This is a genomic window from Bacillus salitolerans, from assembly GCF_042680805.1.
In the GTDB taxonomy this organism is placed as follows: Bacteria; Bacillota; Bacilli; order Bacillales; family SA4; genus Bacillus_CJ; species Bacillus_CJ salitolerans.
In genome coordinates, this window is the sequence record NZ_JBHUEM010000020.1 from 13,066 (window position 1) to 27,356 (window position 14,291).

Here is a 14,291-nt window from a genome sequence, read left to right on the forward strand (position 1 = left end):
ATGATGATTGAAGTTAAACTTCATGATATTGGTGAAGGCATGCATGAAGCTGATATCACTCACTTTTTTGTGAAGCCAGGTGACAGAGTAAAAGCAGATGATCCAATCGTGGAAGTACAAACAGATAAAATGACTGCAGAAATACCTGCCCCTAGAGCCGGTATTATTAAGGAGATTACCGTTGAGGCAGGACAAACGATTTCTGTAGGTACAACCGTAATTATTATAGAGGAAGATTCACCAAATCAAACAGTAGATGTATCTACTTCATCCAAAACTTCAAATGGAGTTCAAACAATACAAATACCTGCTCCAACTAGTATAGAAACGTCTAGTAAGAAAAAGCGAATATTAGCTTCTCCCTATACAAGAAAGCTAGCAAGGGAAAAGGGAATTGATATTGAACTTGTTCATGGAACTGGTCCAGCGGGACGAATCACTGATGAAGATGTAGCTAATTTTGCTATAGTTGATACTAGTGAAATAGAATCACTAAACAATACGAGTCTAGAAAAAGCAGTACAACCTGAGTCTGAAAAACCGAAAACTCAAATCGTCCAAAATGTAATTCCTTATCGCGGTAGAAGAAAACAAATAGGGAAGAAAATGCAGCAATCATTGTATACTGTTCCGCATTGTACTCACTTTGAAGAAGTGGATGTAACGGAATTAATTGCACTTCGTGAGCAGTTAAAAAAGGATGGAGTTAATATTTCGGCTACTGCTTTCTTTATCAAGGCGTTGTCGCTTTCCTTAAAAGAATTTCCGATTTTTAATGCTAGATTACATGATGAGAAGGAAGAAATTCATCTTATTCATGATCACCATGTTGGGCTGGCTACCGATACAGAAGACGGCTTAGTTGTGCCAATAATAAGGAATGTGGAACAAAAGTCTTTAAAGCAAATACATGCTGATATGAAAGAGCTGACTGGAAAAGCAATTGAAAATACGTTAACAGCAACTGATGTAACGGGTGGAACGTTTACAATTAGTAATGTTGGACCACTCGGTGGTTCCATTGGGGCGACCCCCATTATCAATCATCCAGAGGTTGGTCTTATGGCGTTTCATAAGACGAAGAAAATGCCAATTGTGAATGATAAAGATGAAATTGTTATTCGATCTATGATGAATGTATCCATGTCATTTGATCACCGAGTTGTTGACGGAGCAACAGCAGTGAAATTTACAAGTTATTTTGCAAAGCTAATTGGTAATCCAACTTTTATGCTTTTGGAGATGATATAAATGGTCGTTGGTGAACTAGCACAGGAACGTGATGTGATAATTATTGGTGGTGGTCCTGGTGGGTATCATGCAGCCATCCGGGCTGCACAACTGGGCTTACAAGTAACGTTAGTAGAATCTAATAAACTCGGAGGAGTTTGTTTAAATGAGGGATGTATACCCTCGAAAGTAGTTGCAACAAGTGCCCAAAAGTATAAAGAAGCAAGCAAGTATTCAGCATTTGGTATTGAGTTTACAGATATATCTATGAATCTTACAAAACTACAAGCCTATAAGCAGCAGGTCATTGATCAGTTGCGCCAAGGTGTTGAAGCTCTTTGTAAAGCAAATAAGGTTGAGGTTATTAAGGGCAACGGGTATTTCCTTTCAGAAGAAAAAATCGGTGTTGAATGTGGACATCAATTTGACGTATTTAAATTTAGAAACGCGATCATTGCTACAGGAGCCTCATTCAGTCAAAAGATTGATAAAAGTCCCAACATATTTAGTGAAAGAACCATCTATTCTCTTGAAGAGGTGCCAGAGCATTTAGTCGTGTTTGGTTCAGATTATATTTCGATTGAAGTCGCATTTGCCTATCATTCTTTAGGAGCAAAAGTCTCCTTATGCATAGAAGGGGATGACTTTTCGTTTGACTCGTCGATTAATCGTGAACTTATAAGGGTATGTAAAAAGAACAAAATAAAAGTGTACAAAAATAGTAAATTTATTGAAAGTGAGCAAAATGAGCAACTAGTAAAGATAACACTTCAGTCTGGAGAAGAACGAATTAGTCTCGAATCTACGCATTGTTACCGTTCAAGTGATGTGAGGGCAAATATCGACATGTTGGGATTGGATCGGATGAATATTCGTCTCTCAGCTAACAGGGAGATTCTGGTAGACAAACAATGTCGTACATCTATCCCGAATATATTTGCAGTAGGCGATGTTACAGATGGGGTTAAGCTTGCTGTAAGAGCAATAAAACAAGGAAAGGTGGCTGCGGAGGTGATTGCGGGTAAGTCATCTGAATATGATGAAGTGTTTATACCGGATGTTATCCATGCTGCGCCGCAAATAGCATGTGTCGGCTTAACGGAAGAAGAGGCAAACCTCCAATACCCCAAAATTAAGGTGAGTCAATTTCCACTTGCTTCTAATGGATATGCGGGTGTGGTTAATCAAAAGGAAGGCTTTGTAAAAGTTATAGCAGAAGAAGAATCAGGTCTTATCCTTGGCGTGCATATGATGGGGCAAGGTGCTATTGAACTATTGTCGAGTGGCATAATAGGGTTGGAAATGGTAGCGAGAGAGGAAGATTTCAAGCTAGCTTATTTCCCGCATCCGAGCATGAATGAAAGCTTACTTGAAGCGATTGAAGGATTACGTGGTGAAGCTGTCCATGTTCCCCCATCTAAACAAATAGAAAAACAGACTGTTTAGAAGGGACTATAGAATAATAGTGTTTGATTTTGTGACAAAAATACCTATGACGTTTAATATTCGATTTATCACTTTATCGCTATAAAGCGTTTTAGCTTTAACGAGAACTCTTGAGAAATATAATAATAGTTTAATATGATGTAGTCAGAATTATTTAAGTATTACCAAAATAATAGGAGGCGGTAGTATGCAAGAAAATACAATGGCCGTAAAATCGGATGTAGAAGATTTTTTTCCAGTAACTGATGTTGATTATTTAGAAATTTACTCGGGAAATGCGAAGCAAGCGAGTCATTATTTTTGTACAGCCTTTGGTTTTAAACCAGTAGCTTATTCAGGTCTTGAGACTGGAAACCGTGAGACAGTGTCGTATGTATTACAACAAAGAAAGGTTCGCTTAGTGATTACTGGATCTTTAACGGAAAGCAGTAGAGTCGCTGCATTCACGAAAAAACATGGTGATGGGGTAAAAGATGTTGCCTTAACTGTCGACAATGTTGAAAAGGCTTACAAAGAAGCTGTGTCTAGAGGAGCAATTGAAATTATGCCTCCAACGGAATTATCTGATGAGCATGGTACCATCAAAAAAGCCGTAATCGGTACTTATGGTGATACCATTCATACGCTTGTAGAACGTAACGACTATTCAGGTGTATTTATGCCAGGATTTATCCCTGCCGATTTCACAGTACCATATGAAGATGCAGGCATCATTGGTGTTGACCATGTAGTAGGTAATGTTGAAAGCATGGGTGAGTGGGTAGAATATTATGAGAAAGTTATGGGCTTTAAAGAGTTAAAGCACTTCACTGATAAAGATATTACAACTGAATATTCAGCACTTATGTCGAAAGTTATGCATAACGGTGGGCGTATAAAGTTCCCAATTAACGAACCTGCTGAAGGTAAGAGAAAGTCTCAAATTCAAGAATACTTAGAGTTTTATAACGGAGCGGGAGTACAACATATTGCTATTCTAACAGAAGATATTGTCAAAACAGTTGGAATCTTAAAGAAGAACGGTGTCGAGTTCTTAAATACTCCTGATAGTTATTATGAGATGCTCTCAGATCGTGTGGGAGAAATTGATGAGGAAATTTCAAAAATTAAAGAATTAAATATTTTAGTAGACCGTGACGATGAGGGGTATTTACTACAAATTTTTACAAAACCAATCGTTGATCGTCCTACACTCTTCATTGAGATTATTCAACGAAAAGGAGCAAAAGGATTTGGTGAGGGTAACTTTAAAGCCCTATTTGAATCAATTGAACGTGAACAAGAAAAGCGTGGTAACCTATAAACGAATGGAATAACCACTGAAAGGGAGATGGAAGCGTCTCCCTTCAGTTTGTAAAGATAGGACTATTCTCAAAACGTGTTGCTAGTTATAGGGAGATTAATTCTCCTTTTTGGAAAGGAAGTGTTTTCATGGTCGTAAAAATTAAAACAAAGCATGAAGTAGAGTCTATAGCCCCTTATGTGTTAGGAAAAAAGCTTGAGGATGTCCAAAAGGAGCTCGGGCTTAAATCGATTAGAAAAATGTCTGAAAATGAAAATATTTATGGGTGTTCAGATCGTGTTAAACAATCACTTGCTAGCCATGTTGAAAGACTTCATCTTTATCCTGACGGATTAGCTACCGATTTGGCAGAAGCGGTGAGTAAGGAATTAAATGTACGTCCAAGCCAGCTCTTATTTGGAAACGGGTCTGATGAAGTGATTCGAATACTTGCCAAAGCATATTTAAATCCCGGTGACGAGGCTATTATGGCTGATGTAACCTTTCCAAGGTATCGATCAAACGTATTTCTAGAAGGTGGAAAACCCATTATTGTTCCACTTACGAACGGTGTCCACGATTTAGCTTTGATGAAAGATGCAATCACTGATTGTACGAAAATGGTTTTTGTCTGTAACCCCAATAACCCAACAGGGACCATTGTAGGTAAAGAAGCCTTACTATCTTTTATCAAGGAAATACCTTCTCATATTTTAGTTATAGTGGATGAAGCATATTTCGAATATGTATCAACAGATGATTACTTACAGACCATTCCTCTTTTAAAAGAATTTCCAAATTTAATCATTTTACGAACTTTTTCTAAGATCTATGGACTTGCCAGCTTACGTGTAGGTTTTGGCATCATGGATGAAAGTATTGTATCAGAGCTTAGAAAGGTCAAGGATGTTTTTAACGTTAATCACATTGCACAAGTCGCGGCTAACGCTGCCATTTTAGATCAGGAACATGTTAGGAAGTGTAGTCAGCTAAATCAAGAAGGGCGAAGTTTTCTTGAGAAAGAGTTTACTCGATTAGGACTTACTTATTTTCCATCCCAAGCAAACTTTTTTATGGTTGATTGTAAAGTCTCAGGTGATGAGATCAGTCAATACTTAATGCAAAATGGAATCATTGTAAGATCGGGAAGCTTGTTAGGCTATCCGAATATGATCCGAGTAACGGTAGGTACAGAAGAAGATAATCATTATTTTATTTCATTAATTGAAAAAAATTTAATTGAACAGGGTGTGAAATAAATTGGATATTAAGCCTGATACTCTTGAATGGAAAGATGCCTATAAGCTTTTAGTCGGATCTATCGTACCAAGGCCAATTGCCTTTGTCTCAACAGTAGATCAAGACGGTGTAGCCAATTTATCTCCGTACAGCTTTTTTACAGCTATATGCGCAGATCCAATGCTCGTTTGCTTTTCCCCAATGAGAAAAGGAACAACAGGGGAGAAAAAGGATACCCTATTAAACATTGAAAGTACGAAGGAATTTGTCATTAACATTGTCGGTAGCTCAATAGCAGAGCAAATGAATGATACAGCTATAGAATATGAAAAAACAATAGATGAGTTTGAGGTCACTGGGTTAACAAAAGTGGGCAGTATGACAGTTAAGCCGCCTCGGGTAAAAGAGAGCCTTGTTCATCTTGAATGTGTGCTACATGAAGTACTTCATTTTGGAGATCATCCTGGTTCTGGAAGCTTAGTTATTGGAAAAGTGCAGCATGTTCACGTTGATGATGAACTTTATTTCGACGGAAAAATCGATACCGAAAAGTTAGATCCGATTGGAAGATTAGCCGGTCAAATGTTTACCAAACCCATGACAGATACTTTTGAACTTGTTCGAAAAAGGTGATGAACACACATGAAATTTATTACATTTGAGAAACCAAACGGTGAGCGAACCTGCGGATGGATGAATGACGATCAAACGGTCGTTGATATGTATGAGGCATCTAGTGGAAAATTGCCGAGTAAGCTACTGGAAGTGATTGAGAATTGGTCTTCGTTAGTGGAGGAGATTAATCAACTTCAAAGTTCCCCTATCTCAAAAGGCAAATATGAGCTTAGTGAAGTACAAATAAAAGCACCACTGCCAAGGCCAACAAGTGTTCGAGATTTCTATGCATTTGAAGAACATGTAAAAAACGCTAGAGCAAGAAGAGGGTTAGAGGTTGTTCCAGAATGGTATGAGCTGCCTGTATTCTATTTTACAAATCATTTAGCTATTAAAGGACCAGGTGACCAAATTCAAATACCACCAAATTGTGAATGGTTCGATTATGAGCTAGAGATTGCTTGTATTATCGGTAAAGAAGGAAGAAACATTAAAGCTCAAGAGGCAGATGAGTATATCTTTGGCTATTGTATTATGAATGATTGGAGTGCAAGAGATATACAGGCAAAGGAAATGAAGGTCGGTCTGGGACCTGCAAAAGGGAAGGATTTTGCAACCTCGATTGGTCCATATATAGTTACTAAAGATGAGCTTCAAAGTTATAGACAAGGTAATCGTTACAATTTATCTATGACAGCCAAAGTAAATGGAAAACTCCTATCTAGCGGGAATTTCCAAGATATATATTATACCTTTGGTGAAATGATAGAACGTGCTTCAAGCGGAGTAACCCTATATCCAGGAGATGTCATAGGTTCAGGAACAGTCGGAACCGGTTGTATTTTAGAGCTTGGTACAGACATCCATCGATGGCTTAAGCCGAATGATGAAGTAGAGTTGGAGATTACTGGTTTAGGAACATTAAAAAATAGAATTATAGAATAGGTAGGTGAAAGCTTTGTTTTACAGACAAATGGGAAAAATTTCCCCAAAAAGGCACACCATGTTTAAGAAAGAAGATGGTACATTATATCGTGAACAAGTTATGGGAACAAAAGGCTTTTCAGGAACACAGTCTATCCTGTATCATCATTACCTGCCAACAGAGGTAGTTAAATCTACGGTTATTGGTTCATATTTACCAGAATATGAGCAAGATGAGTCACTCAGTCATCGTCATCTAATGACAGAGGATATTACTAAGGTAGGTAACGCGCTTGCTGCAAGAGAGTATTTATTAGGAAATAATGATTTGTTAATTGCCACAGCATTTGTAACAGAAGAGATGACTAATTATTATCGAAATGGTGATGGCGATGAGATGCTTTACATTCACTATGGTTCGGGAAAAGTCGAAACCATGTTTGGTACGATTTCTTATCGTCCAGGTGATTACGTTATCATCCCGATTGGTACGATTTATCGTATTTTACCGGAGCAAGATACAAAGATGCTACTCGTTGAGTCTTTTAGTCAAATTACAACTCCTCGTAGATATAGAAACGAGTATGGTCAATTGCTAGAACACAGTCCTTTCTGTGAGAGAGACATTCGAGGACCAGAGGAACTTGTAACCTACACGGACCGCGGAGAGCATGAGGTGATTACAAAATCACGAGGTCTCTTACACTCACATCTATTAAACCATCATCCTCTTGATGTCGTAGGTTGGGATGGCTACTTATATCCATGGGTATTCAACATTGAGGATTTTGAGCCAATTACTGGCCGTATTCATCAGCCACCACCGGTACATCAGACGTTTGAAGGTCATAATTTTGTTGTTTGCTCATTTGTACCAAGATTGTATGATTACCATCCAGAAGCAATACCTGCTCCTTATTATCATAGTAATGTAAATAGTGATGAGCTATTGTACTACGTGGAAGGAAATTTCATGAGTAGGAAAGGGATTAAGCGAGGCTCAATCACATTACATCCAAGTGGAATCCCTCATGGTCCACACCCTGGTACAACTGAAGCAAGCATCGGTAAGAAGGAAACGCTAGAACTAGCCGTGATGATCGATACTTTTAAACCGTTAAAGGTTGTTAAAAAAGCTAGTGAGATTGAAGATAAGAACTATATGTATACATGGATTGAGAACTAGGAGAACCCAAAGGGTTCTCAGGCTGTCGAGAAAGTCTCGACAGCCATTTTTTACTTTTTAACACAATTACGGTGGTTGTATAGTATAGATCATTCATTTTTTTCTAGAAAAAAAAGAGAACATCCGACAACATTTCCATGAGCGGGGTTCTCGAAGACATTTTGATGGTCATGGACGTGTAAAATGTCTCAGAGAGGTGTTCTCAAAGACATTTTGATGCGCTTAGACTAGTGAAATGTCGATTAGGAGGATACTATTGGATATATTAATGTGTTTTGATTGTGAAATCCATTTCCGGTTTTTCAACAAAAAGAAGAGCTGATATAGTCATCTACAGGCAGTCGAGAAAGATATTGACAGACTTCTTCATGAATAAATAATTGAATAAATTACCGCGTTAATTTAGCGTAGTATCCTTACAAAAAATAGGATCGTGGATTAATGCTAGAACCCAAAAATACTAGACAAAATGAAGCAGAGTTTGTATATTTTGATGACCTTGTACCGTGAGGAAGATTTTTATTTCAGACTCAACAAAGGGTTCTCTTTTTACATACTAAGTAAGAAGTAGAATAGAGAAACAAAACAAGTTCAGACCAAATACACTTGGAACGCTCACAACAATATTTTATTTGATTCATAGATTATTAATCCATTCCTAAGAAAATAGCTTTATAATGGTAGGTGATAATAAGGAGTGATGACGAAAATGACAACTGTTCATATTGTAGAGAATCCCAATGATTTATTAACCATCGTTGAGCCTAAATTATTGGAAAGTGAAGCGAAACATAATCTTCTTCTAGGACTGCTAGCTAGGGCAGTAAAAGAAGATACTAGCTTGGATAAGTACTTGCTTGGTTATGTAAAAGCAGATGTTCATATAGTACTAGCTTTCATTAAAACTCCCGGTCAGAAATTAATTTTTTCGAGTCTTCATGAGTCTTCCGAGACCATGATTAGTGAACTGGTTCATGAGCTTATTCAGAAGGGAATTACGATACCAGGTGTAATAGGAGAAAAGCACTTAGTGAAGAAATTTGTCACCCAGTGGGAACAGGAACAGAAGGTAACTTCTAAAGTAGATATGCACCAATTCATTTATCAGTTAGATCGTGTTAATCATATCGAGTTGAGTGATGGGGAAATGAGGAAGGCTGTCATACAGGACGTTGATCTGATAACCGATTGGATTTACGACTTTTCCTTCATCACACCTGATCCACTTTCGAAAGAACAAGCTTATATTCTAGCATCCGATTCCATTCACTCAGAAACTATCTTTCTATGGGTAGACAATGATAAAATTGTTTCTATGGCTAAGAAAGCACGACCGACGAAAAATGGAATTGTCGTAAACCTAGTCTATACGCCTAGAGAATACCGTAACAGAGGATATGCTTCAAGCTTAGTTGCCACTTTAAGCCAACAATTGCTTGATGAAGGCTATAAATTTTGTAGCTTATATACGGATGCTTCAAATCCTACATCCAATCATATCTATACAGAAATTGGATATAAGGAAATAGCTGAGTCTATTGTGTATTCTTTCTGCTCTGAGGATAGTTGAAGGTAACCTCTACAAATTGATAATAATGATAATTCAAATTTTCTATGCAAATAAAACATCCCAAAATGTCGAAACTGAAAAATTCACATCTTCGTATTCTAGAAGGAACGATGGGAAGAAATGAAAATCAACGGGATTTTTGGAAGATATATTCCATATATATGGGGATGAGTATTCATATCTTGAACAAAAGGATTTCTATGATCCATATTATGGAAAATGTAATAGGTAATAGTCTTAAGCGATGATAAGGAGTTGAACAAGTCGTTCCAACAAGAATCGTATCGTAACAAAGTGAGTTGAATGGAGGCTACATATGCGTAAACGTATTGTTTTTACAGGCGGGGGATCTGCCGGTCATGTGATATTAAACTTAGCACTAATTCCTACTTTTGTTAAGGAAGGGTGGGATGTAAGTTATATAGGTTCGATAAATGGTATTGAAAGAGATTTAATTTCCAAAGTTGAGGGAGTTACTTATTATCCTATTGCAACTGGGAAATTACGAAGGTATTTTGACATAAAGAATATGAAGGATCCTTTCAACGTACTAAAGGGTACGTATCAATCCTACAAAATAATCAAAAAAGTCAAACCACATATTATTTTCTCAAAGGGTGGATTTGTTTCTGTTCCCGTTATCCTTGGAGGCAGACTAAATAAAGTACCTTCTATCATACATGAATCGGATGTCACACCAGGTCTCGCTAATAAAATTGCGATTCCATTTGCTACAAAGGTATGTGTGACATTTGAGGATACAATCAAGTGGTTTAAAGAGAAGGAAAAAGTTGTTTTTACAGGTGCCATTGTTAGAGATGAAATTTTTAAGGGGAATGTAGAACAGGGCTTAAAGGACTATAACTTTAACAATAAGAAGCCGGTACTATTAATAATGGGTGGAAGTCTTGGTTCAAAAAAAATAAATGAAATGGTAAGAGCAAACTTAACTGACTTACTAGAGTTATTTCAAGTGGTGCACATTTGTGGAAAAGGGAACGTGAAGCACTCTTTGCATCAAGTAGGCTACAAACAGGTAGAATATTTAACAGATGAATTACCGAATGTAGTAGCAATGACTGACATTGTCATTTCAAGAGCAGGCTCAAACTCCATCTTTGAGTTTTTAGCATTAAAAAAGCCAATGATCCTCATACCCTTAACGAGGGAGCAAAGTAGAGGGGATCAAATTATTAATGCTGAATCTTTTAGGAAAGCGGGTTACGCTGAAGTTTTGCATGAAGAAAAGCTATCTAAGGATCAATTTCTAACTACGATCAAGAATGTTTATTCTAATCGTGATCAATATTTGATGAAGATGGATGATTATGAAGGTGATTTTTCTATACAACCTGTAGTGTCATTAATTAAGGATGTTGCAGAGTAATAAAACGAATTCATGAGGAGGAATAGTAACAAATGCTGCCATTAAAGCTTCCTAAAGAGGATAAAGAGAGTATTGTTGAAGAGTTACAGTATTATTTTGAAACAGAACGTGGTGAACAAATAGGGAACCTTGCTGCAGAGGGGCTGTTAGATTTTTTGATAAAAGTAGCAGCCCCGCATATATATAATCAAGCCGTTCGTGATAGTAGAAAGATTTTACTCGAGAGAATGACTTCACTTGAAGAAGAATTATATACGCTAGAAAAACCTATTCGTAGATAGTTATGATTCACAATCAAAACGGTCCCCTTTGGATGGAGGCTGTGTAATAACGAGAAATTCAATATCTGCATCGCTTTTATTGAATATTTGATGAGGTAAACCTGGTGTGATCTCTATACCTTGCTGACTATGAAGGGTAAAGATCTCATTACTTATTTCTATCGTAGCAGTCCCAGTAATAATAAAGAAAAATTGATGTGCTTGTTTATGGTAGTGTCTATTTTCCTGCGTGTGTGGGGGCATTTTTTCCAAAATCACAGTCTGGTTCTTGTTTTTAGCAAAATACCACCCATCACATTTGTCTCCCCATTGGTAATGATCTGCTGTCTGTTTTGTTATGATCATAATATCGCTCCTATGCTTGATAGTTATCTTTAATGTAAGGGTTACGGTGAAAAAATGAAAGCAGAAATACTCAACCTATTAAGAGGAATAGAAGAAAAGCATTCTATCCAAATAGTATATGCATGTGAGGTAGGTAGTAGAGCGTGGGGTCTCGAACATCGAAATAGTGATTATGATGTCCGATTTATCTTTATATACCCTATAGAAACCTATCTATCACTAGATGAGCCACTAGATGTCATTGATGTTCAAAGCAAAGAGATTGATTGTCATGGTTGGGATATAAAAAAAACATTGAAATTATTTCGTAAGCACAACCCAACTCTTTTGGAATGGCTGCATAGCCCAGTCGTATATCAAGACTCTTATGAAATATCTAAGGTGCTAAGGTCTCTCAATGAATCTAATTTTCAGATAAAACCAGTGTTGTATCATTATGTCAATATGGCCAAAAAAAATCTCGAGGACTTGACGAAAAGAAACGATAGTAAACAATTAATCAATATTTTCCGTCCTATTTTAATATGCAAGTGGATTCTAACAAGGAACGAATTTCCACCTCTCCAGCTGAAAGAACTGATTGAGCCTATTCATGAGCAGGAAGTCAAAATCACCATGTATCACATCATCGATATTAAGAAAAAAACACTTGAAGAAAGCTCACTTCAACAATTGGAATTTAATCATTTACAAAAGTGGATGACAGAGGAGTTGAGGTTTATTGAAGAGAGTGTATCAAAGCTTCAAGAACATTCTGCTATGAAGGTAAACATGACTCGGGAGGTAAACAAGGTGTTCAGAAGCTTCGTTTTGAAGTCACAGTGAGAAAGAGGAGATTTAGGTGAAAAAAGTAACCTTACTACTAGTAATAAGTTTACTACTGACTTCCTCAGGATACATGTACAAAAAAATGGATGGATTAAGAATGGAAAATGAACAGCTTATAAACAGAATGACTGTACTTAAAACTGAAAACACAAAATTGCTTAACATGCTCGAAAACTATAAAAGTCAAACGACTGAGCCTGTTTCTATGCTATTTCTTGAAAAGGAGCATGAATTAAGGTTTGTCTCAAAAGAGTTGCCTCTATTGCTCTTCCCGCAAGAAGGGGCAAGTGGAATCAGTCAAGTACCGGCCAATACCGTTGTTTCGATCAATGATATTGTTTCAGTAAACGGCGAGACGTGGTTACATATTACAAAGCCTGTATTTGACTCACCTATGAACATGAAGGGCTGGATCAAGGAAGTGGATACAGAGCTATATACTCACCAAAATAAATCACTAGTAAAAAGCCCAATCATCGTACCGGAGCAAACTCCTATTTTCAATGTGGATTTTTCGGGAGAAATACAAATGGTTGAAAATACTACTACTCAATCGACAAAGCAATGTTTTATTTCTGATGAACAGGACGATTTCTTTGCTTTAGGCTGTGGAGGAGGAGAGTCACTTATCGTAAAGAAATCACAAGTCGTGTATCCTCCTATAGAGAACGATTAATAGATGAATAACCTAATATTGGTGTTCATCTTTTTTGTATCTTGGTTTCATTTGGAATTAGCTAAACCTATACATTAAAAACAGTCATATGAAACGATATTTAACCTCAATCACGAACGCACGTTCATTCTTTTATATCGATATGAATTGAATGGAATGTAGACGAAAAATATCGGGGTAGGAGTAAGAGATACTGACATTAGGTATACTAATTAATAATAAACATCATGGAGGTAATACTTTGTATGTTGGTTGTCATGTCAGTATAAGAGACGGCTATTTAGGTGCAGCGAAAATGGCTCATTCGTTCGGAGCAAGTGCTTTTCAGTACTTTCCGAAAAATCCAAGAAGTTTGTCCGTAAAAGAGTTCGATCAGGAAGATGCAACAGCATGCAAACAATATTGTTTGGAGCATAACATTCAATCAGTCGCACATACCCCTTATTCTACTAGTCTCACTCCTACTGAACAGAAAAAGGGGGCAACGATTCAATCGTTATTAAATGATTTACAGATTGCGAGTAGCTGTGGTTCTATTGGCGTTGTCGTACATTTTGGAAGTGAAATTGATCCATTAAATCCATTAGCCGGATATCAATTAATGATCACAATCCTAAATGAGGTACTAAAAGAATGGGATGGTGATGCCCTTCTACTCATTGAGAACTTGGCAGGAAAACCAGGGACAATGGGGACCACGATCGAGGAACATATTCAAATAAGAAATTTATGTGATTTTCCTGAAAAAATTGGATTTTGCTTTGATACTTGCCATGCATTTGCAAGCGGTCTATGGAATGGGGAAAATAGTGGAGCTCTTGTGAAGAGTGGTAAAGAACAGGAATACTTCAATCACCTTAAAGTTGTTCATTTAAATAATTCAAAATATGAAAGTAGTTCGGGTAAAGATCGCCACGATAATATTGTTTCTGGAAAAATTAAGGTAAGCCAGCTAAATGATTTATTGCATCAAGACGTATTTAGTAAGATTCCCTTCGTTTTAGAAACTCCAGATCCGCCAAGCGGGAATCATAGGGAAGAGATCGAAACAGTGAGAACATTATTTAATCGGTAAAAGAAATGCTTACTTGTTAAACTGACTGATGATTTCCGGCGAGGGAGCTCACTTTCCACACTAGCAAAGAATGTGCTTTTGTCTGGGTTTGCCACAGAATGTTGCAGCTTTCAGCAGATGTTCCTAAATATTTGCACTCGGCGCTGAGCGCCTGCATGAGTTACGCCCCATCATTTTCAATCAACTGGGTAATTAATAAATCAACAA

The 14,291-nt window shown here is 37.2% G+C and carries 14 protein-coding genes; 13 read left to right on the forward strand and 1 reads right to left on the reverse strand.

From position 1 onward, the window contains the following. Positions 1 to 6: 6 nt before the first annotated feature. From ACFSCX_RS11680 to ACFSCX_RS11725, 10 genes are all read left to right on the forward strand, one after another. Complete coding sequence (locus tag ACFSCX_RS11680) at positions 7 to 1,251, forward strand: dihydrolipoamide acetyltransferase family protein (protein WP_377928786.1); 1,245 nt, start codon at positions 7 to 9, stop codon at positions 1,249 to 1,251. Beyond that, positions 1,252 to 2,676 carry a dihydrolipoyl dehydrogenase gene (gene lpdA, locus ACFSCX_RS11685; protein WP_377928418.1) on the forward strand — a complete coding sequence of 475 codons (1,425 nt, stop codon included), beginning with the start codon at positions 1,252 to 1,254 and terminating at the stop codon, positions 2,674 to 2,676. It begins immediately after the preceding gene. Positions 2,677 to 2,863: 187 nt separating this feature from the next. Continuing rightward, positions 2,864 to 3,979, forward strand: coding sequence for a 4-hydroxyphenylpyruvate dioxygenase (gene hppD, locus ACFSCX_RS11690; RefSeq protein WP_377928419.1), 1,116 nt, complete (start codon positions 2,864 to 2,866; stop codon positions 3,977 to 3,979). A 128-nt stretch (positions 3,980 to 4,107) separates the two neighbouring features. Then, positions 4,108 to 5,217, forward strand: coding sequence for a histidinol-phosphate transaminase (gene hisC / locus ACFSCX_RS11695; RefSeq protein WP_377928420.1), 1,110 nt, complete (start codon positions 4,108 to 4,110; stop codon positions 5,215 to 5,217). A 1-nt stretch (position 5,218) separates the two neighbouring features. Next, entirely contained in the window at positions 5,219 to 5,830 is a 612-nt protein-coding gene (locus ACFSCX_RS11700; protein WP_377928421.1) for a flavin reductase family protein, read from the forward strand. Positions 5,831 to 5,839: 9 nt separating this feature from the next. Then, positions 5,840 to 6,757: a fumarylacetoacetate hydrolase family protein gene (locus ACFSCX_RS11705; protein WP_377928422.1), complete on the forward strand. Its 918-nt coding sequence runs from the start codon at positions 5,840 to 5,842 to the stop codon at positions 6,755 to 6,757. A 58-nt stretch (positions 6,758 to 6,815) separates the two neighbouring features. Continuing rightward, on the forward strand, positions 6,816 to 7,922 hold the full coding sequence (locus tag ACFSCX_RS11710; protein WP_377928423.1) for a homogentisate 1,2-dioxygenase: 1,107 nt from the start codon (positions 6,816 to 6,818) through the stop codon (positions 7,920 to 7,922). A gap of 709 nt (positions 7,923 to 8,631) precedes the next feature. Beyond that, a complete protein-coding gene (locus ACFSCX_RS11715) occupies positions 8,632 to 9,492 on the forward strand; it encodes a GNAT family N-acetyltransferase (protein ID WP_377928424.1) in 861 nt (286 codons plus the stop codon). A gap of 316 nt (positions 9,493 to 9,808) precedes the next feature. Then, entirely contained in the window at positions 9,809 to 10,879 is a 1,071-nt protein-coding gene (locus ACFSCX_RS11720; protein WP_377928425.1) for an undecaprenyldiphospho-muramoylpentapeptide beta-N-acetylglucosaminyltransferase, read from the forward strand. Positions 10,880 to 10,911: 32 nt separating this feature from the next. Then, positions 10,912 to 11,160: a DUF2164 domain-containing protein gene (locus ACFSCX_RS11725; protein WP_377928426.1), complete on the forward strand. Its 249-nt coding sequence runs from the start codon at positions 10,912 to 10,914 to the stop codon at positions 11,158 to 11,160. Here ACFSCX_RS11725 and ACFSCX_RS11730 read toward each other — a convergent pair whose 3' ends face one another. Further along, entirely contained in the window at positions 11,161 to 11,505 is a 345-nt protein-coding gene (locus tag ACFSCX_RS11730; RefSeq protein ID WP_377928427.1) for a cupin domain-containing protein, read from the reverse strand. It lies immediately after the preceding gene. A 54-nt stretch (positions 11,506 to 11,559) separates the two neighbouring features. On the opposite strand from ACFSCX_RS11730, the gene ACFSCX_RS11735 reads away from it, so the two are divergent. From ACFSCX_RS11735 to ACFSCX_RS11745, 3 genes are all read left to right on the forward strand, one after another. Beyond that, positions 11,560 to 12,330 (forward strand): DNA polymerase beta superfamily protein, encoded by a 771-nt coding sequence (locus ACFSCX_RS11735; protein ID WP_377928428.1) that lies wholly within the window; start codon positions 11,560 to 11,562, stop codon positions 12,328 to 12,330. A 16-nt stretch (positions 12,331 to 12,346) separates the two neighbouring features. Then, entirely contained in the window at positions 12,347 to 13,009 is a 663-nt protein-coding gene (locus tag ACFSCX_RS11740) for a hypothetical protein (protein WP_377928429.1), read from the forward strand. Positions 13,010 to 13,250: 241 nt separating this feature from the next. Continuing rightward, a complete protein-coding gene (locus ACFSCX_RS11745; RefSeq protein ID WP_377928430.1) occupies positions 13,251 to 14,084 on the forward strand; it encodes a deoxyribonuclease IV in 834 nt (277 codons plus the stop codon). The last annotated feature ends 207 nt before the right edge of the window (positions 14,085 to 14,291 follow it).

Bases quoted from the DNA above. Each gene is read 5' to 3' on its own strand.
- ACFSCX_RS11705 (WP_377928422.1), top strand. From the start codon at position 5,840: ATGAAATTTATTACATTTGAGAAACCAAACGGTGAGCGAACCTGCGGA.
- hisC (WP_377928420.1), top strand. From the start codon at position 4,108: ATGGTCGTAAAAATTAAAACAAAGCATGAAGTAGAGTCTATAGCCCCT.
- ACFSCX_RS11735 (WP_377928428.1), top strand. From the start codon at position 11,560: ATGAAAGCAGAAATACTCAACCTATTAAGAGGAATAGAAGAAAAGCAT.
- ACFSCX_RS11725 (WP_377928426.1), top strand. From the start codon at position 10,912: ATGCTGCCATTAAAGCTTCCTAAAGAGGATAAAGAGAGTATTGTTGAA.
- ACFSCX_RS11720 (WP_377928425.1), top strand. From the start codon at position 9,809: ATGCGTAAACGTATTGTTTTTACAGGCGGGGGATCTGCCGGTCATGTG.
- hppD (WP_377928419.1), top strand. From the start codon at position 2,864: ATGCAAGAAAATACAATGGCCGTAAAATCGGATGTAGAAGATTTTTTT.
- ACFSCX_RS11715 (WP_377928424.1), top strand. From the start codon at position 8,632: ATGACAACTGTTCATATTGTAGAGAATCCCAATGATTTATTAACCATC.
- lpdA (WP_377928418.1), top strand. From the start codon at position 1,252: ATGGTCGTTGGTGAACTAGCACAGGAACGTGATGTGATAATTATTGGT.
- ACFSCX_RS11710 (WP_377928423.1), top strand. From the start codon at position 6,816: ATGTTTAAGAAAGAAGATGGTACATTATATCGTGAACAAGTTATGGGA.
- ACFSCX_RS11730 (WP_377928427.1), bottom strand. From the start codon at position 11,505: ATGATCATAACAAAACAGACAGCAGATCATTACCAATGGGGAGACAAA.